The organism is Winogradskyella flava, assembly GCF_014243395.1.
GTDB lineage: Bacteria > Bacteroidota > Bacteroidia > Flavobacteriales > Flavobacteriaceae > Winogradskyella > Winogradskyella flava.
This window is the reverse complement of sequence record NZ_JACLCP010000001.1, coordinates 1,409,824-1,436,588: the sequence shown is the minus strand read 5'-3', so window position 1 is coordinate 1,436,588 and position 26,765 is coordinate 1,409,824. Positions and strand designations below refer to the sequence as shown.

The 26,765-nt window shown below is 35.1% G+C and carries 16 protein-coding genes; 5 read left to right on the top strand and 11 right to left on the bottom strand.

What is annotated here, in order from left to right:
* Window positions 1–117 precede the first annotated feature (117 nt).
* Genes H7F21_RS06260 through H7F21_RS06240 form a run of 5 tightly spaced genes read left to right on the top strand, consistent with a single transcriptional unit; the run spans window position 118 to window position 5,491 of the window.
* Window positions 118–1,167: an isocitrate/isopropylmalate dehydrogenase family protein gene (locus H7F21_RS06260; protein ID WP_185788344.1), complete on the top strand. Its 1,050-nt coding sequence runs from the start codon at window positions 118–120 to the stop codon at window positions 1,165–1,167.
* Between the two features lie 3 nt (window positions 1,168–1,170).
* Window positions 1,171–1,803 (top strand): cyclase family protein, encoded by a 633-nt coding sequence (locus H7F21_RS06255; protein ID WP_185788343.1) that lies wholly within the window; start codon window positions 1,171–1,173, stop codon window positions 1,801–1,803.
* Complete coding sequence (locus H7F21_RS06250; RefSeq protein WP_185788342.1) at window positions 1,803–3,203, top strand: four-carbon acid sugar kinase family protein; 1,401 nt, start codon at window positions 1,803–1,805, stop codon at window positions 3,201–3,203. The genes H7F21_RS06255 and H7F21_RS06250 overlap by 1 nt, the downstream gene beginning before the upstream one ends.
* Window position 3,204: 1 nt before the next feature.
* Complete coding sequence (locus tag H7F21_RS06245; RefSeq protein WP_185788341.1) at window positions 3,205–4,470, top strand: MFS transporter; 1,266 nt, start codon at window positions 3,205–3,207, stop codon at window positions 4,468–4,470.
* Entirely contained in the window at window positions 4,457–5,491 is a 1,035-nt protein-coding gene (locus H7F21_RS06240; protein WP_246431423.1) for a Gfo/Idh/MocA family protein, read from the top strand. The genes H7F21_RS06245 and H7F21_RS06240 overlap by 14 nt, the downstream gene beginning before the upstream one ends.
* Before the next feature lie 94 nt (window positions 5,492–5,585).
* On the opposite strand, the gene H7F21_RS06235 is transcribed toward H7F21_RS06240, so the two are convergent.
* The 11 genes from H7F21_RS06235 to H7F21_RS06185 all read right to left on the bottom strand — a co-directional run bounded on the left by H7F21_RS06235 (window position 5,586) and on the right by H7F21_RS06185 (window position 26,546).
* Window positions 5,586–8,021 (bottom strand): BNR-4 repeat-containing protein, encoded by a 2,436-nt coding sequence (locus H7F21_RS06235; RefSeq protein ID WP_185788340.1) that lies wholly within the window; start codon window positions 8,019–8,021, stop codon window positions 5,586–5,588.
* A gap of 167 nt (window positions 8,022–8,188) precedes the next feature.
* On the bottom strand, window positions 8,189–10,642 hold the full coding sequence (locus H7F21_RS06230; protein WP_185788339.1) for a T9SS type A sorting domain-containing protein: 2,454 nt from the start codon (window positions 10,640–10,642) through the stop codon (window positions 8,189–8,191).
* A 102-nt stretch (window positions 10,643–10,744) separates the two neighbouring features.
* Window positions 10,745–11,059, bottom strand: a complete 315-nt coding sequence (gene rhaM, locus H7F21_RS06225) for an L-rhamnose mutarotase (protein ID WP_185788338.1) — start codon at window positions 11,057–11,059, stop codon at window positions 10,745–10,747.
* Window positions 11,060–11,160: 101 nt separating this feature from the next.
* A complete protein-coding gene (locus tag H7F21_RS06220; RefSeq protein ID WP_185788337.1) occupies window positions 11,161–11,970 on the bottom strand; it encodes a T9SS type A sorting domain-containing protein in 810 nt (269 codons plus the stop codon).
* A gap of 345 nt (window positions 11,971–12,315) precedes the next feature.
* Window positions 12,316–13,899 (bottom strand): sulfatase, encoded by a 1,584-nt coding sequence (locus H7F21_RS06215; RefSeq protein WP_185788336.1) that lies wholly within the window; start codon window positions 13,897–13,899, stop codon window positions 12,316–12,318.
* A 17-nt stretch (window positions 13,900–13,916) separates the two neighbouring features.
* Window positions 13,917–14,924: a T9SS type A sorting domain-containing protein gene (locus tag H7F21_RS06210; protein WP_185788335.1), complete on the bottom strand. Its 1,008-nt coding sequence runs from the start codon at window positions 14,922–14,924 to the stop codon at window positions 13,917–13,919.
* A 34-nt stretch (window positions 14,925–14,958) separates the two neighbouring features.
* Entirely contained in the window at window positions 14,959–17,133 is a 2,175-nt protein-coding gene (locus H7F21_RS06205) for a beta-xylosidase (RefSeq protein WP_185788334.1), read from the bottom strand.
* A gap of 18 nt (window positions 17,134–17,151) precedes the next feature.
* Window positions 17,152–18,546, bottom strand: a complete 1,395-nt coding sequence (locus H7F21_RS06200) for a cellulase family glycosylhydrolase (RefSeq protein ID WP_185788333.1) — start codon at window positions 18,544–18,546, stop codon at window positions 17,152–17,154.
* Between the two features lie 333 nt (window positions 18,547–18,879).
* On the bottom strand, window positions 18,880–20,445 hold the full coding sequence (locus tag H7F21_RS06195) for a RagB/SusD family nutrient uptake outer membrane protein (RefSeq protein ID WP_185788332.1): 1,566 nt from the start codon (window positions 20,443–20,445) through the stop codon (window positions 18,880–18,882).
* Window positions 20,446–20,457: 12 nt separating this feature from the next.
* Window positions 20,458–23,502 (bottom strand): SusC/RagA family TonB-linked outer membrane protein, encoded by a 3,045-nt coding sequence (locus tag H7F21_RS06190; RefSeq protein ID WP_246431422.1) that lies wholly within the window; start codon window positions 23,500–23,502, stop codon window positions 20,458–20,460.
* A 170-nt stretch (window positions 23,503–23,672) separates the two neighbouring features.
* Window positions 23,673–26,546, bottom strand: coding sequence for an alpha-L-rhamnosidase (locus H7F21_RS06185; RefSeq protein ID WP_185788331.1), 2,874 nt, complete (start codon window positions 26,544–26,546; stop codon window positions 23,673–23,675).
* Window positions 26,547–26,765: the final 219 nt, after the last annotated feature.

The window sequence follows — 26,765 nt, the reverse complement described above, 5'->3', positions numbered from 1 at the left end:
GGTATTCACTAAACAGAAAGTACAGGTCAGTTTTTAGGTAATGATATTTTAAATTTGGTATTTAACAATTAAATGATGCAAAAAAATGCACTAATACAATCAAAAAATTAATTAATTATGAGCAAAAACTACAATATTGCGGTTGTCCCAGGTGATGGCATTGGAAATGAAATTGTACCTGAAGGCTATAGAGTTTTAGAAGCAGTAGCCAAAAAGCATAACTTTGGTTTAACATCTAAAACCTTTGATTGGGGCGCAGGATACTATTTAAAGAATGGGAAATTCCTTCCAGATGGGGGCCTGGAAATACTTAAAAATTTTGATGCTGTATATTTTGGTTCAGTAGGATTGCCAGCTGTTGATGATACACTTCCAGCAAAAGATTACACGTTTAAAGTTCGAACGACTTTTAATCAATACGTCAATTACAGACCTGTGAGAACGTATCCTGGTGTACAAAGACCATTAAGAACTGAAAAGCACATCGATTTTATTATTATTAGAGAAAATGTAGAAGGCGAATTTGTTCAAATGGGAGGTCAGTATTTACCTGATGAGGCTAACGGCATGGGAATAGATACAAGTGTTTTTACTAGAAAAGGTATTGAACGTGTGGCACATTTTGCATTTAAATTGGCTAGAAAAAGACGCAACAAAGTAACACATATTACAAAGTCGAATACCTTGATTAACAGTTTATCTTATTGGGATCGTATTATTGGAGAAGTGGCCGCACAATATCCAGATGTAGTGCATGACCAAATGTATATTGATAATTGTACCGCTAGTTTTGTTTTAAAACCAGAGGTTTTTGATGTCGTTTTAACAACTAATCTTTTTGGTGATATTTTAAGTGATTTAGGCGGAGCAATTATGGGAAGTCTAGGTCTTGGAGGTAGTGGTAATATTAATCCTGAAAAAGAGTTTCCATCAATGTTTGAACCTATTCATGGTTCTGCGCCAGATATTGCTGGTCAAAACATTGCGAATCCTTATGGGCAAATCTGGTCCGCAGCTATCATGTTAGAGCATTTAGGCGAAGTTGAAGCTGCTAATAATATTATGGAAGCCATTGATAAATCTACCTCTGAAGGTGTTTTAACAATTGATTTAGGTGGAAATGCAAAAACATCCGATGTAGCAGATGCGGTTATTAAAAACCTTTAAAAAATGCAAATTGTTGATCTTACATTAACCTATACCAATAGTGCTACAGGCTTCTCAAAGGAAACCAGTAGAACTATTGAAAAACATGGATGGAACGCAAGTACTTTATCCTTCTATTCGCATTGCGGCACACATATGGATGCCCCTATTCATTTTAATGTAAGTAATCAAACTATTGATAAAATCCCTGTTTCAGATTTTGTAGGTAAAGCTTGGGTTATTGATGTTCGTCAAATAGGTCCAAAGGGATTAATAACAGTATACCATATTCCTAAAGATATTTTGAATACGTTTTCTTCTGGAGATAGTTTAATTTTTTGGACTGATTGGTCAAAATATGTCAACACCTCAAAATATAGAGACGACTTACCAAGAATAAGCGAAGACTTAGCTCGTTGGTGTGTTGAAAATAAAGTTAAAATGATTGGTGTTGAACCACCTTCAGTTGCTGACGTGAATAATATTGAAGAAGTCACTAAAATTCATCAAATATTATTAAAAGGAGTTGTGATTATAGAAGGGTTAACCAATCTTGAAAAATTACAATCAAATTGTGTAGAATTAATTGCTTTACCTCTAAAAATAGGAGGAGGCGATGGCGCGCCAGCAAGAGTTATAGCTATTGAAAAATATTAATGAGCATTCCAGTTACAGACATATTAAATAATTTACCTGAAGAAGACAGCACTAATTTTAGATCTAAAAATAAAACTTTATTCGAGGCTAACAACAAAGTTTGTATCGTTATAGATGATGATCCTACTGGAAATCAAACTGTTTATGGCATTCCGTTATTAACAGCTTGGGATGTTGATACTTTAGTTTATGAACTAAAGCAATCTTCAACTTTTTTTATTCTAACAAACTCTAGGAGTTTAAGTGCTAAAAATTCAAAAAAAATCTATAAGGAAATAGCCCTTAACATTAAAAAAGCTTCTGAAATTACTTATAAAAATTTTACGCTTGTAAGTAGAAGTGATTCTACTTTACGCGGCCATTTTCCGTTGGAACCTAAAACACTTAAAGATTCTTTGGGCTTAGACGAAGCAATTTCTGTTTTTATTCCGGTAATGTTTGAAGGCCATAGAGTTACCTTAAATGACACACACTTTATTATTGAGGGAGATGCTCTAATACCTGTTAGTGAAACACCTTTTTCGCAAGATCATTCTTTTAAATATTCACAATCAAATCTCAAAGCATATATTGAGGAAAAATCTCAAGGAGAAATCAAATCTTCAGAGGTGTATTCTTTTTCTTTGGACAGCATTAGAAATTCAGATGCAGAAGTCCTTTCCGAAAGTATTCTCAAAATTCCTACCGGTCGTTATTGTATTTTTAATAGCCTAAACTATTCCGATTTAGATAAAGTTGCACAAGCCCTATTGCTTGCCGAAAAATCTGGTAAACATGTTATTTATAGAACGTCAAGTTCATTTATACCTTCTTATATCGGTTTAGAGTCAAAGGGCTTAATTGACAAGGATAATTTGTTAAGCTATAAAACCAGTCATGGTGGATTAACTGTTGTTGGCTCTTATGTTAAAAAATCATCAGAACAACTTAAAAAGGCCTTAGAACTTTTTGATTCGAATACTATAATTGAGGTAGATATAGCAAGTATTTTAGGAGATGCTTCAAAGGATTACATAACATCTATAATTCAAAAAACGGATACCAATTTAAAATCTGGTAAGGATACTATTGTTTTTACCAGTAGAAAATTAGTAACCGGAAAAGATGCTTCATCGACTATAAACATAGCATCCACTATTTCTAACGCATTGGTTAGTATTATCAATGGTTTAAAAACAAGACCTAAGTACCTCATTGCCAAAGGTGGTATTACATCACATGATTTGGCTACTAAAGCTTTAAAAATGAAACGTTCTGAAGTCATTGGGCAAATAAAACAAGGTATTCCTGTTTGGAAAATGGGAAATGATACCAAATTCCCAAAATTACCTTTTATCGTATTTCCAGGTAATGTTGGAACTACGAATACATTAAAAGAAGTAATAACTAAACTATCATAATATGGGCACTCGCATACCAACAAAAAGATATGGCTTTTTTTTAGGATCATTTTTAATAACGCTTCTATTGTATGTTGATCGCGTGTGTATTTCATCAGCAAAAGATTCAATAAGTGCCGATTTAAGTCTTACCGATATTCAAATGGGATGGGTTTTAAGTGCATTTGCTTTGGGCTATGCCTTATTTCAGGTTCCTGGAGGTACGTTGGGAGACAAATTTGGTGTACGGAAAGTAATGACCACCATTATGGTGTTATGGTCAATTTTTACGGGATTAACAGGAGTTGCATGGAATTATATTTCTATGCTGTTTTTTAGGTTTGTTTTTGGAGCTGGAGAAGCAGGAGCTTTTCCAAATATTTCAAGAGCCGCTTTTTCTTGGGTGCCAACAAAAGAAAGAGGCATCTTTCAAGGTATAAACTTTTCTGGTTCCCGGCTAGGTGCTGCTTTCGCTTTGCCTTTAGTAGCATACTTAATTGATGCTTGGGGATGGAAAAATATATTTTATTTTTTCGGCGCCATAGGAGTCGTTTTCGCCGTATTGTTTTTTACATTTTTCAGAAATAAACCAGAGGAACACTCAGGTTTATCCGATATTGAAAAAGAATATATTGTGAAAAATAGACAGCAGGAAGTTGAAAAAATAGGAGGACATCTACCGATAAAAACGGTTTTAAGTTCTAAAAACGTGATACTGGCTATGATTCAGTACATAGGAAGTAACTTTATTTTCTTCTTTATGTTAACATGGTTATTCCCTTATATAAAGGTCAAATATGAACTTAGCTTGGTAACAACTGGTTTTTACGCTATGCTACCTCTATTAGCTGGTGCGGTAGGAAATTGGGTGTCTGGCTTTATGGTAGATAGCATTTATAAAAAAGGGAAATGGAAACAATCCAGACAAATACCAGCTACCATTGGTTTTATTTTAGTAGTAATTGGCATATTATCAAGTTTATATATGGACACTGCTTTAGCATCTGTTTTATGCTTATCTGTTGCTATTTTTGGTGCCGACATGACCTTAAGTCCATCTTGGTCGTTCTGCATGGATATTGGTGAAGAGAATTCTGGTAAAGTATCTGGCATGATGAACATGGCAGGGAATTTAGGAGCATTTTCAACAGCTTTGGCATTTCCCTACTTACGCGGATGGACAGGCTCTGACGAACCCTTCTTTTATGTTGCGGCTGTCTTGGGAGTAATAGCCATATTTTGTTGGTCTTTTATGAACCCAAACAAAAAACTAAATGATGACATCTAAATTAAAAGGGGTTGCTATAGGGGCAGGATATTTTAGTAAGTTTCAATATGAAGCGTGGACTCGTATTCCTGAAGTTGAAATAACGGCACTCTGTAATTCAAATTTAGAACGCGCAAAAGGTATTATGGAGCCTTATGGTGTTAAGAATCACTATACAGATTATAAAGAAATGATTCTTAAAGAACAACCAGATTTTGTAGACATCATAACACCACCTGAAACACATTTTGAAATGTGTAAGTTTGCCGCAGATCATGGTGTGCATATAATTTGTCAAAAACCTTTGGCTCCAACTATTGAGGAGTCACAAAAAATTGTGAATTATGTTTCTAAAAAAAATGTTCGATTTGTGGTACACGAAAATTTCAGGTTTCAACCTTGGCATAGAGAAATAAAGAATATTCTAGATCATGACAAAATTGGAGAGCTTTTCAGTCTTAACTTCAGGTCTCGTATGGGAGATGGTTGGGGAGAAGATGCCTATTTAGCAAGGCAACCCTATTTTAGAGATTATAAAAGGCTGCTTATTTATGAAACGGGTGTGCATTTTATAGATACCTTCCGATATCATGCCGGAGAAGTTAAAAGCGTATATGCTATTTTAAAAAGATTAAACTCCGTTATTAAGGGAGAAGATTCAGGTTTAATGTTATTAAATTTTGAAAACAACGCTCATGCTATTTGGGACGCAAATAGATATAATGAGAACAATTTTAAAAAATCCCGCTATACTTTTGGTGAATATTTAATTGATGGCTCTAAAGGCTCTATTCGGTTATATTCTGATGGTAACATTACTATTCAATATTTAGGAGAAAAAGAAAAAAAACATGAATATGTGCACAACGATATTGGTTTTGCAGGTGACTGTTGTTATATTTTCCAGAGGGATTTTGTCGATAAACTTATATCTGGAGATGAATTCGAAACCAGTGGAGAAAACTATTTAAAAACCCTACAAGCTCAAGACGCTGTCTATAAATCTGCAGAAATCAATAGACCTATATTTCTTTATAATTAATTATAAATACAAACAAAAGTCAGAAAAAATAAACTTTTCCTGAATCTGTAATAAATTATTATGCTATTACCTAGACCTTGTTTAAAGACTATATCTATTCAATAACTATTTTACTATTATATATACGTTGATTATCGCCAATAACCCTTAAGATATAAATCCCAGACTTAAATCTATTATCTGTATTTATTTCTATGGCACCTGATGTAATAGCGTTTGTATAAACAGTCTTACCTAAAATATCGTAGATAGTAACCGTCGCATTATTAAAACCTTTTAATGCTATTGTAAATTTATCATTAGCTGGATTTGGAAAAACCATTACTGAAAAAGGGTCAACATCTACCTCTGGAGTACTTAGTGTTGTTGATTCCACGAACCATTTAGCTCTATCATCATTGCCTGAAGAGTGAATGATTGTGCCGTCAGCGTGGTGATACAGGTATCTATTTAGGTTTCTAGTTTCAAAAGTATAAGTCCCATCTGCATTAGGAATAACCGTCCATATTTTATCAACATCAACCCTAGGCGGAGTAAAATTTGTGTTTATCATGGTACCTGCTGAACCTCCTGTAAATCTTAGGATGCCTCTATCACCATTATCGATATTGTAATAATCACCTGAGCCAGAAGCTATAAATTCCCATTCGCTTACCACACCATCTCCCGTGTCACTAGTAACAACAGCAGAACCATCAGACATTAAGTATTTTCCAGTTACAAAATTTTTCAATCTATAAATATCGCCTGATAAATCTGTTGGATCATCAATTTCTATATTAACAGTAATTTCGTTAGAAGTTACAGTTTCATTATTTGCATTATAGGCCACAGCCTGAATATCGTAAGCACCCTCTGTATCTGGTGTCCAATCTAAAGTATATGGCGCAGTGGTATCTTCTCCAAACAACGCACCATTAAGCAAAAACGCTACTTTAGAAATACTTCCATTCTCATCAACAGCGTCTGCGGAAATGGGTATTGTTTCACCTAAGTCATAAGTTTCATCATTAAACGGTGACGTTAATGATACTCTAAATGGTTCTTGAATGATATCTAAATCAATGATTTGTAAATACAATGGTCTCGTATCATCTGAATGCCCACTTTCCATTAAATAGTAGTATAATTTACCATCCGCTATATAAACTCTGCCATGTCTGAAAGTTCTACCTGTTGTAGGCTGATATACCGTTGTAAAATTATTAGTGCCACCTGCAGCTTTTTGTATTCGAACGCGACCGTTTGTTAGACCAATTAAAAATATATCATTACCAGCCGTGTAAATGGCTTCTGCTCCCGAAAAACTCTCTGTAGTAATAAAATCCGTAACACCTGCTGGTCTGTAAGTATGTAAATTCTTGGTCACATTAAATTCGTCATCCCTAACGCGACTAATAATGTGTTCATCTCCATTCTCGGTAACGGTCCAATCAAATCCTTGTACGATGTAAACTTGATTAGTTTGGGTCGTTTGTACGTAATCTCCTGGTTCCATTACTTTTATCTCATCAGCATTACGTAGCGGTAAAGTAATACTTGTACCTTCATGGTTTTTCCAATTAGTGGCACCACTTTGATCGTCAGCATACGCATAATACACGCCATTTTGATACTGATACTTATCTGTATTATTTCCAGAACGTCGTTGAAAACCGATTCTAATTTTTCCACCAACATATTTTAATCTTCCATACATGCCCCAATTATAATCTTGACCAAAATTACTAGCATTTTTATCTGCAAACTTTATAAAATCAGACCAAGTGGACGTAGCTGCATCATATTTTGCGAAGTGATAACCTCCATTTGAGCTTGAGCCCTTTCGCATCGAAAAAAACAAATCTCCTTGATTATTTAGAAAAAATTGCGGATAAGTAAACTCAGAAAATGCACCATAAATTTCAACACCGTTTAAACTTAAATGCTTATAACCACCATTAGTATTTTGAACAAATTTGTCTAAAGTGAATTCTGTATCAGGAACTGAGGCTGCATTTGCAATAGAATACGAATATCTAAAGTAATCATCACTTAAACTTCCGTCAGATGGTCTCGTATTAGTATAAGCATGCATATCAAAAAGCAGATGAATGGTTCCATCTAAAGGACTTACACCTACACCAATGGTATTATGAGATTCACCAATATACCATATATTACGCCAACCTGTATGTTTATGCGGAAACTCAATGGTAGCCACAGTCCCTGTAATGGTATTGTAACGGGTTAGCATCATATTTCTATTGGCCTTACCACCTTTATACCAAGTCATAAACACATATTCATTATATGTGGTTATGCAATCTCCATGCGCAGAAATTTGTGGCCCAAATTTATAGTCGTAACCTGTAGTTGAATTTGGTGCAGATTCATCATTTACTTGTACACCATCAAAGTGTAAAGCGATATCTGTAATTTCAACTTCATTTTCTAGAACTACTTGACCAGAAATAAAATAAGTAGTAAATAATAAAAGTAAACAGACATATTTGATACTCCAACTTGTCTTAAAGTATTTTTCTTTCATAGTTTTTAAAATCTAAACAGTTGAAAATACAGTGAAAATGCCTTTAAACTATCCTGTACTATAAGGTGAGTTGAATATCACAATTTAAATTTGGTTTCAGATCAATAAAAAAAGCTAGAGCTATTAAAACCTCTAGCTTCTTTAAGCAGTTGAGTGTTATTTATAATTTATCTAATCATAAGCTTTGTATGGAAAACCCTTTGGTTGTCATCAACAACTTTTATGAGGTATAGTCCTGATTTGAATTGCCCGTTATTTTCAATATTAATTTTATCAGAATCCATAGTATCTTGATAAACAATTTTTCCGAGCATATTGTAAATTATAACATTGGCTTTATTGACACTATTTAACTGAATGGTAAACGCGTCCTCAGCTGGATTTGGAAAAATCTTTGCCGAAAAGACATCAGCTTCAACCTCAGGAGTACTAAGCGTTGTTGATTCCACGATCCATTTTGATCTATCGTCCGTGTTTCCGACATGTTCAATTATACCATTAGCATTATGGTATATATAATTTGAACCGTTTCGAGTTTCAAACTGATACGTGCCATCAGTGCTATTATAGACTACTGTAAATTGTTTATCGGAATCTTCTCTTGGTGCGGCAAAACCAGTATTGATGATATCATTTGCTGGATTTCCTGCTGACCTTAAAATTCCTCGGTCAGATCTTTTGCTTTCGATATTATAATAAGCACCAGCCAGCACAAACTCCCATTCTTTATCTCCAGGAGCGACATTGGTACCATCATCAGCCTCAACCACATCTGCACCTACAGAATGTAGGTATTTCCCCGTGACGAAATTCTTGATGCGATAAATATCACCTGTTAAATCGTTAGGATCAAAAACTTGAATATTAACTGTAATTTCGGCAGAATTCACAGTTTCATTACTCGCGCTATAAGCTACAGCTTGAATATCATAAGCACTTTCCGTAGTTGGTGTCCAATCTAAAGTGTAAGGTTCTGTGGTATCTTCTCCGAACAAAGTACCATTAACTAAAAAATCCACTTTAGATATACTTCCATTTTCATCAATCGCATCGGCTGATATTTGAATAGTTTCTCCTATATCATAAGTTTCACCATCAAATGGTGATGTTAATGATACTCTAAATGGCTCTTGAACAATATCTAAATCAATGATTTGTAGGTATAACGGTTGCGCACTGCCTGAGGCATTTTCCATTAAATAATAGTATAATTTACCGTTATTAACATGTACACGCCCATGGTCAAAAGTTTTACCTGTTGTAGCCTGATATACGGTTGTAAAATTATTAGTGCCACCTTCCGTTTTTTCAACTTTAACTCTACCGTTACTTAAACTAATGATAAATACATCATCTCCGGCAGTGTAAATAGCATCCGCACCAGAAAAGTTTTCTGAGGTTATAAAATCGGTAGCACCAGCCGGTTTATAAGTATGTAAATTCTTCGTCACATTAAATTCGAGATCTCTTACTCGACTAATGATATGCACATCGCCATTATCGGTAACCGTCCAATCAAAACCTTGTACGATGTAAACTTGATCAGTCTGGGTAGTTTGCACATAATCTCCAGGTTCTATAACTTCTATAAAATCAGCATCGTAGAGTGGTAGACTAAAACTCTGTCCTTGATGATTTTTCCAATTAGAAGCGCCCGTCTGGTCATCAGAGTAGGCATAATATACCCCATTTTGTAATTGGTACTTATCATTGCTATTAGCAGATCTTCTTTGGAAACCCACACGCATTTTACCATTAACATACTTTAAACTACCATAAAGCCCCCAATTATAGTTAATACCTGGTTGGCTACTGGCATTTAATGCATTAAAATCCGTAAAATTAGACCATGTACTAGTACTGGCGTTATAAGTAGTAAATTTATATTTACCATTAGTATGACCACCCTCACGCATGTTCATCAAAAGTTCTCCTGCATCGTTTAGAAAAAAAGATGGATAGGTTAATCCATCAAATTCATTTTGATTTTCGTTACCCGTTAACTTTAAATGCTTGTAGCCACCACTTCCGTTTTGGACAAATTTATCTAAGGTAAAATCTACATCAGGAAGTGTTGCAGTATTTGCAATTGAATAGGAATATCTAAAATAATCATTGGCTAAACTCCCATCTGATGGCCTTGTTGCACTATAGGCATGCATATCGTACAATAAGTGTATGGTTCCGTCTAAAGGGCTTACACCAACAGCAATAGTATTGTGAGATTCTCCGAGCCACCACTTATTTTGAAAACCAGTGTGCGTATGCGGAAACTCAATAGTCGCCATCGTACCAGTAACGGTGTTGTACCGCGTTAGCATGACATGTCTATCTGTTTTTCCTCCACGATACCAAGTCATAAAAACATAATCCCCGTAAGTCTTTATACAATCGCCATGGGCAGAAATGTTCCGTCCGAAAACATAATCGTAAGTAGTGGTACTTCCATTATCAGATGATGTATTTGCCACTTTGCTTCCATTAAAGTGCAAACCAAAATCAGTAATATGTACTTCATTTTCTAAAACTACTTGTCCAAATTGGAGTTGAACAAAGCACAACGTAAGAAGAAGGCATAAGTTTTTTCTTAAAAGCCTTATGCTTAGTGTATTTTTTTTCATGCTTTTCTTTTTCTTTTTGTCTTCAAGTTGAAGAACGTTATAAAAATAGTTAGAAAAGCGATTCACAGTATCCTGCTCTATCCTGAGAAATAGTTAAAAAACTTACTCCATAAAGAATACTTCTTCCAGAGGAATAGAAACTGGTGAATTATCTGGATTCACCTCCATAATATCTGCCATAAAATCCCACCATTTTTTCACGATAGTATTTGATGCTAAATCTTGAGAACCTCCAGAACCTGAGACTTTTTGAAAAGCGAACAACATATTAGTTTCTTCGTCTAAAAAAATGGAATACTCACTAACACCATTAGCTTTTAAAAGCGCTTTAAGTTCTGGCCATAAATCACTATGCCTTTGAATATAAGCTTCTTTTTGACCCTTATTTAATTTCATTTTAAAGGCTAGTCTTTGCATTTCTCTATTTTTTATTCTTGTAATAAACAAATCATCCCATCTTTTATAATTAGAAAAGATGGGATGATTCTAAAAAACATGTTATATCAAATATATAATGTTTATTCTTTTATTATTTTTTTGGTGAGACTCTGACCGTTTTCTCCTTCTAATTTCACAATGTATAAACCACTATTTAATGAACTTACATCTAAATTAGCTGAAGTTGTATCATCTACAAGATTACTATTAATTACTTGTTTTCCAAGTAAGTCATACACAGAAATTTGTTTAATGCTTTGATTCAAGCCCTCTATTTTTAATTCATCTTTCACAGGGTTTGAGATAAAAACAGAACTCGCATCAAACTCTTCAGTGCTTAATGCTTCAACAAGAATGAAACGAATATCGTTAATTGTACCCCCATTTTGAAACAGTACTTGATCACCTGCTGCCGTTGGAGCTACACTATATCTTAAGTTTCCTTGTCCTACAGGTTTAGCGAACAATGCATTATTTCCAGCACCGCTCCAACCAGTCGCTTTTCTTCTTTGAAACTGGTCATAACCGTAGTTTGCATCATTTGTATCGCTTACCGGCAGACCAGGTCTAACATTAACTCTAATTTCAGGATCTGCTCCAGACCCATCATAAGTTGATTGATCTACAATCATGGTAAAGGCTCCAGGACCAGGTGTGATGTCTGCAGTAATTTCCACATATCCAGAAGAAGCTGGCTCTCTATGGTCTATTACAGTCCAAAGTTGTGTTGCATCATCACCTGCTAATTCTTCAGCCCATACTAACTCGCCAGAAGTACCATCAATGGTCATATAAAATTCCGTAGTCAGACCGCACGTTGCAAGTTTATAAACACCTGGTTCAAGCCATAGTTCAGGACAATTCTGAGCCTGTACTTGAAGCGCAGACATTGCAAATAATACAAATGCGCTAATTTTTAAAGTAATTTTTTTCATAATTTATTGTTTTAGTTAATTAAAATTTAGTCAGTTACAAGAACACTAACCCTTTAAAAGATAAATTTATATATATAATGTCAGTATAGTATCCTGCACTTACCTGCACCTATCTTAAATGAGTTACTATTAAGATTACTATTTTTTAGTTTTGGTTGAATACTGTAAAACATGCACAATTTTTATTGCGGTATTAATTCAATCAACTTAACACTATGTGGGGTCAAATCGATTTTTATACTGCTTAGGGAATAATCATTTTAAAAAGAACATATTGTAGTAAGGATATAACTTTTCACTTTAATCGTTATTCACTTTACTTTTCCACCACGTTTTGTTAGGTTGAAAATCTTCTGAAAGCACCTCCATTCTATGTCTTTCTAATGATGGCCACTTGTTCTTTATGGTATTAAGTCTTCTCTTTTCAGCTTTTGCCTTATCGAATTCAGGATCTTCAGTTGGAAACTTTGCGTTGACTTCTTTTAACCACGATATTAAATTGTCGCTGAGATTTTTGGCAATTTCTGAATGTTTAGAAATTACATTTAAAGTATCATGTTCTGTTGATGGTAATTTATAAAGCTCTTGACGTCCATCTTCCCAATAGTGAATCAATTTCCAACCCTCTAGTTGAATTACAGAACTTGGTTCTCCACCTTGATTACCGTAATGCGGATAATGCCAATACAAGGGTCTTTCTATTTTCAAATCTTCATCAGTCAATAAGGGTTTTAAGCTTAAACCATCTACATGTTGATCTTCATTAAGCGATAAATCTGCTAAATCTAATAGTGTTGGGTAAAAATCCGTTGCAATAACTGGATAATCTGTTTTAGCACCAACATTATTCAACCAAGGTACTCTAATAATAAAAGGCTCTTTTAAACCACCTTCCCATTGATAGCCTTTGCCCCCTCTTAGTGGTAAATTACTCGTAGCGTAATGATCTCCAGAAGCGACGCCACCATTATCTGATGTAAAAACCACAATAGTATTATCTGCGATTCCATTGGCTTCAAGAGCCTCTAGTACTAGCCCAACTGCGTCGTCCATAGTTTCTACTAAACCACCATAAATAGGATTGTCTTGAACTTGACGAATGGGTAAAACGCGCTCCATCATATAACCTTTATCTACAATTCCTATACTATCTGCTTTATTCCTGTATTTATTCCACTTCTCTTCTGTAGTTTGAATAGGTGCATGCACGGCATAAAAGGATAAAAAAGCAAAAAAGGTTGAATCTTTATTTTGACTGATAAAATTGGCTGTTTCCTTAGCTAATCGCATCGATAGGTTTTCTCCTTTCGCTTTGTTTGACAACTTAGGATTGTTCCAAGGTGAAAAAAAACCACCTCTAGGCGAACCTGCTTCTGTGCCTCCAATATTAATATCGAAACCATGGTCTTCTGGATAAGACCCTTCACCACCTAAATGCCACTTCCCTGCAAAGAATGTTGTATAACCGTTTTCCTTAAAAGCTTCCGCAATTGTAATTTCGCCTTGTGGCAATTGCCTAACATATTCGGCGGGCAACAGTTTATCATGTCGGTTTCTTGTGCGCCAATCTTCTCCAGCTTTGGCACCAATCCAATCCGTAATACCATGGCGTGCTGTAAATTTACCTGTCATGATGCTAGCCCTCGAAGGGCTGCAAACCCGACTTGAAGCATAACCATTAGTAAACATCACCCCGTCAGTAGCCAATCTATCTACGTTTGGAGTTTCGTAAAACGTGCTTCCAGTAATACCCAAATCATGATACCCTAAATCATCAACAAGAATAAAAAGAATATTGGGTTTACCATGTTTATTTACCTCCTCGTTTCTACAATTAAAAAAAAGGATTACACTTAATAATAAACTTCTAAAAACCTTAATCAACTTACAATTTAGGGAGGTTATATTTTAATGATTTTTTTTACAAAATAATTATTTTTATCAGAATTGGATATAAAATAAATACCGCTTTCTAAATCACTAACATCAATAATTTCTAATGATTTTGTTGTGTGTATCTCCTTGATGATGGCTCCAGAAAAATTAAAAATAGTTAAATTAGAATTTATAGGTAGGTTGCTAATTTCTATTTCCCCCATTGTTGGGTTTGGGTAAATTTTTGTTTCTGATTTGTTTACATCATTTATAGATAAAGCGTCGTAGCAGGAAGACTCTGGATTATTTAAATTAAATGCTGTACTATCAGAAACATCCGTTCTGCGCAATACCATTTTATCCATAAAAAAGAAACTAGACCTAGCATCTACAATAACGGAATAATTACCTGGAGCATTAAAAGTGGCCCATATAAACCTAAAAGAACTACCATCGTTTGTATTTGTAACGAAACCCCAACGCTGATCGACAGGGAGATTTACAGGGTGTCTATTCATAAAGGCTTTAAAATACCCATTAGTACTAGAACCTGCTGGACAATCTCTATCTGGATTACTGACACAACTAGGCCTTGGCTCTAACTGAGGAGTAGCCGTTGCATTGTTTTGATTAGTAGCATAAAAGTCATCAGCTACTATACGAAGCCATGCATCATTGTGTTCTCCTCCTGAGGTACCTGTACCTATTCTTCCGCGCCATGCGAGTCTGTAAGTACCAGGATTATTAATTTTTATATTGTAAGTAATAGGAGCTCCACTTAATGCATTGAAAGACTGTGGCCCATCCCAATATATATAATTTATGGTCGATCCAGGTAAATTGGGATCAGCTTCACTACCAGTTTGCCAATCTGACCCAGAAGGTAAGATACCGGATTCCATTTCAATAGTTAGTAACCCATTCTCCTCTTCAAAAGGTAATATACCATCGCAAGTTGCGGTTTGAGAAAACGTTTGATTGGATACTATTGAAAGTATAAATAGAAGCGCAATTTTGGATATTTTTTTTTTCATAATTTTATGATATTAGAAAATAATTATCTCTGCATTATTTAACTTTAAGCGTCACTTTTTGCAAGTCTTTTTCTGAGGAAGATGAACCAACTGAAATTGTGAATGTTCCAGGCTCAACTACTTTCTTCATCTCTTGATTTAAAATATTAAGCTCATCAAAACCTAAACTAAAGCTGACCGTTTTTGTCTCTCCTGGTTTTAAAGTGATACGCTCAAAACCTTTAAGCATTTTTAGGTAACGCCCAACCGAAGCATAATCATCTCGCACATACATTTGCACCACTTCATCGCCTTCTCTTTGCCCTGTATTTGTAACATCTACAGAAACCGTAGTTGAACCATCTGCATTGATGGTTGTGCTCTCAAGTTTAGGTATACCATGCTTAAAAGTGGTATAACTCAACCCAAAACCAAATGGATATAATGGCGATTTATCTGCATCTTTATATAAGCCTTTACCAGAACCTATAAAATCCGGTCGCTCTAAATACGTTACAGGCAACTGACCTACATCGCGAGGAAACGACACTGTAAGCTTACCACCTGGATTGGCATCTCCAAAAATAGCATCGGCAATGGCATCGCCAGAACGCATTCCTAAGTACCAAGTTTCCAGTATCGATGGAATATTTTCTGCTATATAGTTAATTGTTAAAGGACGACCATTTATTAAAACCACAATTACTGGTTTTCCTGTTTTATGGATAGCTTCCACCAATTCATTTTGGACTCCATATAAATCTAAATTTGAGCGGTCTGCACCTTCACCACCTGTCTTGCGAGAACCACCAACCACAAGCACAACAGCATCTGACTTTTTTGCGGCTGCAATAGCATCCGAAAATCCTTCTTTTGAATTGCTCAATAAATCACAACCTTTGGCGTAGTTTATTTGTACTTTGCCTTCAGTTTTACTCGTTAAGCCTTCTAAAACTGACGTGTAATACGGTGGTAATCCAGAATAGCCTCCTAATAGAGAATAAGTCCCTTTTTTTGGTTGTTCTTCATGAGCATTAGGTCCAATTACTGCTAAGGATTTAATATTATTGATATCTAGTGGCAATAAGTTATTGTCATTTTTCAATAAAATCATGGCCTTTTTTGCCATTTCATAAGAAAAGTCTTGATGCTCTTTTCTACCAGCATTTACAGTTTCCGTGTCAATCTCTTTTGGTTCTGTATCAAATAAACCCAATTTATATTTTGCAGTTAAAATACGAGACGTTGCTTTGTCAATATAAGTCATCAATTCAGGATTTTGTATAATCGTATCCTTCAATACATTGGTATGATATGCTGCTAGTTTTTCATTTTTTCCTATTACTAAATCCATATCTACACCTGCTTTTAAACCTAAGATAGCCGACTTGGCTCTAGTTTCAGCAATAAAATGCATGGTTCCTAACCTTGCAACATCATTATTATCAGAAACAATAAAACCGTCGAAGCCTAGCTCATCTCGTAAAATATCTTTTAGTAACCATGTATTCATATGGTTTGGCACGCCATTATAATCTTGATGCCCTGGCATAACAGAACCTACCTTTGCTTCCTTCACAGCGGCCTCAAAGGGTGGAAGATAAACCTCTCGCAAACGACGCTCAGACATATCACTAAAACCACCATTGATACCACGTCGATTTTCTGGATAACCAATAAAATGCTTAGCCGTTGCCATCACATGATTTTCATCAAATTGCTCATCACCAGTACCCTGTAAACCCTCGATAAATGCAACACCCATCTTAGACACCAAATAGGGGTCTTCCCCATAAGATTCTTCAACCCGACCATATCTTGGATCACCAGAAATTACATCTAAATTAGGTGAATAACAATGTGTAACACCTAAAGCACGCGCTTCTAGTGCTGTTTGAGAGGCCATTTTTTTGACCAGCTCGGGTTCCCAAGTAGAACCAGCGGCAATAGCTTGAGGATAAACCGTGGTGTTTCCATAATAGTCAAGAACAAGCCACATACCGTGCAATGCTTCTGCATACTTCATATACGGAATTCCTAAGCGTTCATTAGCTGGTGCATCTTGGGTCATTTCAGCAATCTTTTCCTCCAAAGTCATTTTGCTGATAAGACTTTCCACTTTTTTAGCAATTTCAGCATCTTTCTTACTCTTCGTTTGCTGGTTATTCGTTTCTGATTTACAGCAGAAAAAAGTTGTAACAATACATGCGACTAGCAGTAATTTCTTCATTTTTTATCTTTTAGTTTATTAGTCAAAATTTCGTATTCCTGGTACAATTTTAATATTGAGATAGTCTTGATTCTTTGGCCATTTTAAAATCACTAATTTTTGTGTATTAGCATCCCAAATATAATTAGTTGGATCAAAATAATTTGTTGATTTATAAGTTTCTAACCCCACATTTTTTAATGGATTATAATACATAACAATATCCGAATCTATGAGGATTGAAAATCCATCGGGATAATGTCGATTAGCGCCAACGAATATTTTTGAGGCGCCATTACTGTTGTCAGTTTTAATTTTTAAATCAAGCGTTCGCGTTGCATGATTAAAGAAAAATGAGCGGATATCGCCTGCTATCGCTTGCGGAAATGGTCTTGATATAACATCGGTAATGTACTTGCGTTCCACAGTACCAGCATCTGTACTATCACTAAAGATTGACCATGTTGATGGCCCACCAGGTAGAAAATGCTGCATGGTTCTGTTCCCTAAAAACCAGGCTTTGATTGTACCTACTCCCATACGATCAAAAACCTCAGCGGTTCTAATATAGAGCTCGCGATATTTTAACTGACCTAATTTACCTTCAATCAGCGTATCTGTGATTGCAAAGGTTGGAAAACCCCATTCACCTATAAGAATTGGTGCATTTAACATGTCTGATTCTTTATCAAACCGATCCATATTACGTTTGATAAAGTCAATATCGTTTTGGTATATATGTGGAGCAAAAATGATGTTCTTTCTGTTGATTGGTGACTTTATTTCTGAATATTGATTATTATCTATTTTATGTCCTTTATTCATAAAGATAGATTGAAACAATATCATCTTATCTGCATTGATTTTTTGGCTTTCATCAATAATTTCTTGATATAATGGAATGAGATATGTATTGGTTAAATCGTCATAAGAAATATCCATAGTTAGCTTCCGAGGTTCATTAACTACATCATAACCTAGGACTGAATCATCATTAGTAAATCGCTTCCAAATGACTTTCCATGCGTCAATATAGGTCTCGTATTCGTTTTTTTTATTCTGCCAAAACGCTTCCCACACAAATTTATCGACACCATAAACCGTCATTTTAAAAACCGTTTTTATACCATGGTGCCTCCCTAAATCAACAAGTGTGTCGAGTTTTTTAAGGTAATTTGGTTCAAGTTTGCCTCCAGGAAAGTTACTTAGCTTACCTAATTCTAAACGAATGACTTGAGTATTGGCACCCATTCTTACCATTCGCGCATAGTCATCACCGTTAAAAAATACTTCACCCTTATGATCATTTGTATTAATAACAAAACCTCGAGGAATGATATGCCGACCTTGCTCATCCCTAAGTCCATGTTTAATTTGCGAGTAGGCCAGAAATGGTGCTATAATACATATCCAAAAAACAACTTTTGATTTCATTAAACAAGGTATTACCTAATAGCAGAACAAGATAAGTTTCATAAATAGTATTTGTACCCTGTACTATACTGTATTTATGTTCTTAGGATTTTATTAAAAAATTATTGTTTAGCAAAGAAGACCGAAATTGAAATATTCCGGTCTTCTATTGTTTAAAAACTAGCTAACTCAAATACTAATTCTTATCTATATCCACTATTTGTTGGATCTGACTCCAATAAATTTGGGTTTAAATATTACTTATTCAAATAAATTGGTCACATAATATTTTATGTTTTTATTTGAATTATAAATTTTGTATTCCATGTTATCATCAACATCCAAAATGAACTATTAATAACCTGGATTTTGAGTTAAATTTGGATTTAGCTGTAATTCATTTAATGGAATTGGCAATAAAACGTGATAATCCTGTATATTTTCATCAGGATTATAAGTTATGAATTCCGCATTACGAACAACATCTAAATAAATACCCCATCTTATTAAATCGTATCTTCTGTGTGCTTCCGCTGCCAACTCCCATTTACGCTCATCATAAATAGCCTCTCTAAACGCTTGTTGACTTAGACCTAAAATAGCTTCAGCCTCTCCTACAGTCGCATAAGCACGCTCTCGTATACTCCTAATATACTCAAAAGCTGTATTAGCATTACCACCTGGACGTTCGTTTTCACATTCTGCAGCCATTAGATACACATCCGCCATTCTGAATACTAATCTATTATCTCCGTGATTAAATCTTGGGGAAGTCTCAAAATTAAGACTCATAAACTTAGGTATATATGTATGATTCAATTGAAAACCCTCATAAGAATCCATAATATTTAATGGTCTTCTTAAATCATTAGCAGGAAATTTATTAGCAAAGTCTAATGATGCAATCTGAAGTCCAGTACCATTAAATTCTTCTCCATTTGCAGTTAGAGCTGCCCTCAGAGGATCTCTATCATCTGAATTTGCTGGCTCATCTCTTATACGTGGATTAAAGAGACTTGGTCTCCAATAATTATTTCCAGCAAATGCACGGCCTGGAAATGCTGGCTCAAATTGTCCTGTAACATCCTTAGCAAAATCTAATGACCAAATAATTTCTGCATTATATTCGTTAGAAGGGTCAAACACTTCCGCATAAGTTGGTAATACGATATGAGGAGATCCATTGACAATCTCTAAACATTTATCTAAGCCCATTTGCCATTCTTCAGCTTTCATATGTATTTTTGCCTCAATAACAGCCGCTGCCCACTTAGAGGCTCTTCCTCTATCTTCATCTGGTAAAACAGATGGCAAATTATTTTGTGCAAACTCCAAGTCATCTAATACGCTTGCCAAAATAATATCTTTATCAGTTCTTCCTAGTGAACCAATCTCTTCTAGGGTAAGAACTTCTGTATAAAAAGGAGCATCACCCCAAAGGTTGGTAATATGCCAATAAGCCATAGCGCGCAGAAATCTCGCATTTGCGATAGTATTGGTCTGCACATCTTCAGAAATGGCTTCATTTCCTGAAACCCTATCAATAAAAACATTTGTATTTAAGATAACTCTATACAGATTCTGCCAAGTATCAGACACACTCATTTTTTGGTTTGAAATATCAGCGGTAGCCGCACTTAAACTGTAATTACCCATTACCTCAAAAATTGGATGTGAACGATTTGGCTCTATAATATCGACTCCGTTATCATACCAATTATCTAACCCTGCTTGTCCATAAATAGAGTTGTTTTTAATTAGCGAGTATATACCGGTAATACCCTGTTTTGCATCCTCATCAGTGGCAAAGAAATTTTCTGGAGTAATAATATCTCTTGGGTCTTCCTCTAAAAATTCTTCACAACCAAAACATGTGAACATAATTAAGGAAATACATAAAAATAATTTATTTGTTTTCATAATTCAATTTTTTTAAAAAGTTACGTTAAGTCCTAAACTTAAAACACTGGCATTAGGATACTCTCCTCTTGAAAATCCTTGGGCTAGGTTACCTAATCCTTGCCTACCAAAAGCACTGGTCTCAGGGTCAATTAATCTAAAATCTGAAAGTAATAGTAAATTGGTTCCAGTTGCATAAATCGCCATGCCATCTATACCTTTCCAGCCCATTTCTTTAACTGGTACATTATAAGTAAATCTAACATTTTTTAGACGCAAGTGTGTAGCGTCCTCGACATCAAAAGAATTGGGCTGATAAGCACCCTCAACAAATCCAGGTCTAGGAATATTAGAAGTTGGGTTATCAGGCGACCAATAATTAGCAACTTCTGCATACTTTGGAAGCTCCCCACGAATGAAAAAACTATTACGTGTTCTTAAATTATAAACTTCATTACCAACCGTTCCCTGAATATAAATACTTAAATCAAAGTTCTTGTAAGAAAAATTGTTTTCAAATCCAAAAATTAAATCTGGAAAAGGATTCCCAAGTACCTCAAAGTCTTCATTAGTTATAAAACCATCTCCATCTGTATCTTTATATTTTGGACCCCCAACAAAATTTGTAGCGGCATCTTGTCCTGAAGCATCAATTTCCTCTTGACTCTTCCAAGTTCCTAAAAACTGGACTCCCGTAAACACTGGTGCCGTTTCTCCAACGATTAACCTTAGGTTTCCAGCACCTAAAATCTCGTCTACAACTACGTCAATGAACTCCTCACCTCCTAGATCTAACACCTTATTTTTATTAGAAGAAAGCGTCAATGTAGAATTCCAATTAAAATTATCGTTATTGATATTAGTAGAATTTACTAGAAATTCCCATCCTTTATTTTCTAAAGAACCTATATTTTGTAATTGATTTGTATACCCTGTTTGTCTAGGTATAGTAACATCTAATAGTAAATCTTCTGTTTTTTTATAATAGTAATTAAATTCTGTAAAAACTCTACCTCCGAAAAGCGAAGCTTCTAAAGCAATATCAAAAGACGTTGTTGTTTCCCAAATTAAATTAGGATTTGCTGGTCTACCTAAGAGAAGACCAGGAAGCTCAATGCCATTAGTGGATGTGTTTGCCTCGGCATAAACGGCTAAAGTGCTGTATGGATCTATAGCTTGGTTACCTGCTTGACCATAACTAGCTCTTAGTTTTAGATCACTAAATATGTCTTGATCTTGCATAAATGACTCTTCACTAATTTTCCATGCAGCCGCTATAGAGGGGTAAAAATTATATTTATTACCAGGTGCAAACACAGAACTACCATCACTTCTACCAACCAATGTTAACAAATACTTGTCTTTATATGTATAATTAAGCCTACCGAAAAAAGAAACAAGTGTTCTTTGACTATAACCAGAACTCACTATATTTCTTGTAGGATCAGTTCCTAATCCTAAAGAGTTGAATGATGTGGCATCCGTAGTAAACCCAAAAGCCTGAGCTGAAGCAGTTTCGATAACATCTTTCTGGAAAGAGGCACCACCTAAAACCGTATAACTATGATCCTCTCCGACTGTTCCAGAATACTGCACGGTATTTTCGTTATTCCAATTAATAGTTGATATAGTACTTATTCTAGCATTACTGTCTCCAACTTGTAAATCTGGTCTTTGGCTAGACGTAAATTCGTTCCTTTTAGAATTGGTAATATCTGGATTAAAAGTAGAGCGGATAATTAAATTTTTTATAGGACTATATTCTAGATATATCGTTGCTAATAAATTGCTAGAAATAGTCTCATCTATATCTAGTTTTGCTGTTGCAACAGGATTGTTAAATGGATTTCCGGTTACTTCATTAGCCCCATTGAAAGAACCATCGTCGTTGTAAACAGGTTGGGTTGGCAAAATACCTAGAAGACCGCTATATCCAACTACACCATTGTCCAGTTTAATTCTTGAATAATTAATACGAGTTCCCGCTTTTAAATTATCAGTTATTTTAAAATCTAAATTAGACCTAAAGATATATTTTTGTATTCCTGAATTCTCAATAAGACCATCTTGATCGAAAAAATTTAACGAATTATAATAACTTACACTTCCGTTTTCTGAAGAACCAGCTATAGAAACATCTACATTCGTAATAGGTGATGGATCTAATAAAAGGTCTAAATAGTCATTATCTGGGTAATCCGTTGGATCCCCAGGAAATGGCTCGGCTACACCTCTTAATATAGCATCCTGATTGGTGTATTCAATTTGTTGTTCCTGACTTAAATAGTCTGGTCTTTCAGGTACTAACTGTGTGCTTGTAAAAATACCTACATTAATTTGTGGTTTACCACCACCAATATTAGCACCACTTTTTGTGGTTACTAAAATTACGCCATTCGCACCTCTTGACCCATAAATAGCAACAGATGAGGCATCTTTTAAGACCTCAATAGATTTGACATCATTTGCATTAAGATTGTTTAAATTAAAGTTTGTTCCAACAATAATACCATCAATAACCCAAAGTGGTTCGTTACTACCAGTAATGGAATTACCTCCACGCACTCTGATGGCGGTACCAGCACCTGGTGCACCACTAGTTTGCGTTACTTGTACACCTGCTGCCCTACCCTGCAGGGCTTGATCAACTCTTGAAACTGGCACATCAGCTACATCTTGAGCACTAACCGAAGAAACAGAACCTGTTAAGTCAGATTTTTTTTGGGTTCCATAACCAATGACAACTACTTCATCTAGTTTGTTGTCTGGTTCTAAATTGACATTAATTGTAAGTTGATTTCCTACGACTATCTCTTTTGAGAGATAACCGACATAAGAAAACACGAGTGTGCTTTCTTCGCTTGCCGTGATAGTGTAACTACCATCAAGATCTGTACTTGTTCCTGTTGTGGTTCCTTTAACTAAGACTGTAGCACCAGGAAGAGGGAGTCCTTCTGCTGTAACCGTACCGCTAACGGTTTGCGCGCCCGACATTGCAATAAATGAGCATGCAACCATAAGACACAGCCATGTTTTAGGAAAACCCAAACATTTGTTCAATTTGATTAATAAATTCATAAAAATATTGTTTGATTGTTATTAGTCTTCTAAATTATTATGAAAATATTTGAAAACTATCCTGTTCTATCCTACTCTATTGTATAAGGGCAATCAAGATGCATGTGAAGCTTAATGTGAGTAAACGGTAAAGACTAGAAAAGTGACATAAAAAACATCTCGTCGTATTTTTATAAATCCTTTAATTTTATAATTCTGTATTCAATCTTATAGTTTCCTGAACCTATAATTACTGCACCTCCCTTAATTTCGAGTGAATTTTGCTTTTTGAAATCTTTAACTGATTGACCATTTATTTCTAGGGTTTCAAGTTCAGAAGACGTGACTACAAGCTTAGCTTTGGTGTTAAAAGGCACTTCCAAATTCATATTTAACACGTTATCATTAGCATTCCATTTATTGATAATATTGCCATAAGGTGTTGGGATAGACACCTCTGTATTTGTTATGTTACTCGGAAATTCTGGATTAACCAGAAACAGCTTGTATCCGGGGTTTGATTCCGAAGACTTTATACCTCCTAAAGATTCGTAAAAATAAGCTGCGAAACCACTATGCATAGGATGATTAAGTGAATTAGTTGGCCCCTCCATTTCTTCCCAAACAAATTGGCGTTCTGGCCAGGTAGTGAATCCTGAATTCATCACATAAGCCTGACTCGGAAAATCTGGCGTTGTCAATATTCGGTATGCTAAATCTGCTCTTCCATACTTACTTAAAACAGTGTATATATATCTGTTACCATGAATTCCTGTAGCATGATGTCCTCCTTTCACTACAACTACATCGTGAACCAATCCGTTCACTACATTTTCAATTTGTTTTTCGGGCACCATATTAAATTGCAAAGCTTGAACCGTAGCTGTTTGACTTTGATACCATTTATATTTTGTATTAGGAATACTAACTAAAAACTCTTTATTAAAGGCTTTCTTTAAGGCTTCTTTTTCAGCATTCATTTTAGCCTCGTACTGATCATCATTATTCATTTTAGCGAACATTTCCATAATACCCAAAACATCATAGAAATACGCATTTGCAGAAATAATAGGGTCGCACTCCATGGCACTTGGATTCTTTCGTCTATCCCAGAGCGGTGGACACCAATCACCCATACCATCTTGCATGATCCCATTTTCGTCTTTAAAATTCAAGTAGAAATCGGTCAAGTTTTTCATGTCCTCATAGTATTCCGTTACGATAGCATCATCACCATAATACTTGTAATTATACCAAGGCAAATACATGGTAGCCACTCCCCAATCTATTTTTGCATAGGTTGATGTACGTTTGCCAGGTGCAATCATTGTTGGCACTTGAAACTTAATTTCTGGATTATTATGACCCTTGGTTGGTCGCATTTGTGTGCGAATGTCTTCCATATATTTTTTGTAGAAATCGTACATATCGTAATTGTACAACGCATACTCGCAAAACGCATGTGCATCTCCCAACCATCCGCATTTTTCGCGGTGTGGACAATCCTCAGGAATTCCATGTAAGTTATCTACAATGGTCCATTTACTGATGCTGTGCATTTTGTTTAATAATTCATCTGAAGATGTAAAGCTTCCTGTCTCCTGAATGTTTGTCGCCACCAAAACTGCTTTAATCATAGTAGCATCGGGTTTAGATGAAATACCTTTAATTTTGGCATATCTAAAACCATGGTAACTAAATTTTGGTTCCCAAGACTCGATGCCATCCCCTTTACAGATGTACTTATATATTTGAGGCATCCCATTGGCCCCACCACCTGTTGAACCTTGGAAAATATCTTTACCGTTACTTAGCAAGGCTTCTGTTGTGATGACTTCAATCAATTGCCCTTCTTTTTCTTGAACATTTAATTTTACCCAACCCGCAATATTCTGGCCAAAATCGACAATCCATTCTCCATCTGCTCCTTTAAACACCTTTTGAGGTTCAAATTCTTTTAATCTTTTAATTGGCGGAATTTGACTCGCACTTATTTTTTTAACCTTTGGTAATGCTACTTTAGCATTTCCCCAGGTTTTATCATCATAGTTAACTGTCGTCCAATCACCTAATTCATAACGTGCATCGTAAGTATCACCACCATAAATATTATTGAATACAGTTGGACCTGTAGTTTCTTTCCAGGTTTCGTCTGTGTAGAAATCTGCTGATGTGCCATCTGTATATTTCAATTTTACCAAAAGCTTAACCGCTGGTGAACCATAAGACACACCTTTTTTATTTGATTCTGGATCTCGGTTCCAAGAAATATTTTGACCGTAAAACCCGTTTCCTAAAATAATTCCAAAGGCATTCTTTCCAGATTTTAGTTCTTCGGTAATATCATAGTTAACATAATAGGCTTGCTTATCGTAGTTTGAAGGTGCAGGATCTAAAACATGGTCGCCTACTTTTTCTCCATTTAGGTACAACTCATAATAGCCTAACCCGCAGATATACGCTTGTGCATTTTTAATGGTTTTTTCAATAGCAACCTCATTTCTAAAATAACTAGCTGCAAATCCATCAACAGGTTCTGGTTTTTCCATTCTTCCTGTTTTGTAATCTCTAAAACGGTGTTCTGAAGTTCGTGTATCTTCATTCAAGGTAATCCATTTTGAATCTCCCCAATTATCAGAAGTCATCAATCCAGTTTCGAATGTTTGAACTTTTGACCAATTTGAAGTTGCTCCAGTTTCATCCCAAATTTTCACTTTCCAATAGTACGTTTTCATTGGTTCTATTGAGTTGCCTTTGTACTTAACAAAAGTGGATTGCTCACTACTTACTTTATCTGAATTCCATATATCAGCGTCATTTTCATTTAATTTTTTTTCTGATAACGCTACCAAAATATGATAAGCCGATTGTGATTTATTGTAACCTTCAGCATTAACAATCCATGAAAACAATGGTTGTTCACTTTCTATAGTTAATGGATTTTCTTTTGAATCAACAGTTAATTTTTCTAAAGATATTGGTGTTGTTAAGGTAGAACCCTGTTTACAGGATATAGAGAAAACAGCTATTAAAAAAATTGAAAATAGGGCTTGTTTGTTTACCATTATAATATTACATGGATGGATATTGATTTTGTGTATTATTTAAAAACTAAAGATATTAGAAAACACTAAAAGAGCTATCCTGTACTATGATGTTAGAGAAAAAGAAAACTATCAAAATCATGTAAGTACAGGATGGCAAAATTTTATGAATATCTTAATTTTAAGGAAGTAACAAGATTTTTTGTAGCAAAGTCTCAAAGAACCAATATAAACTTTAAT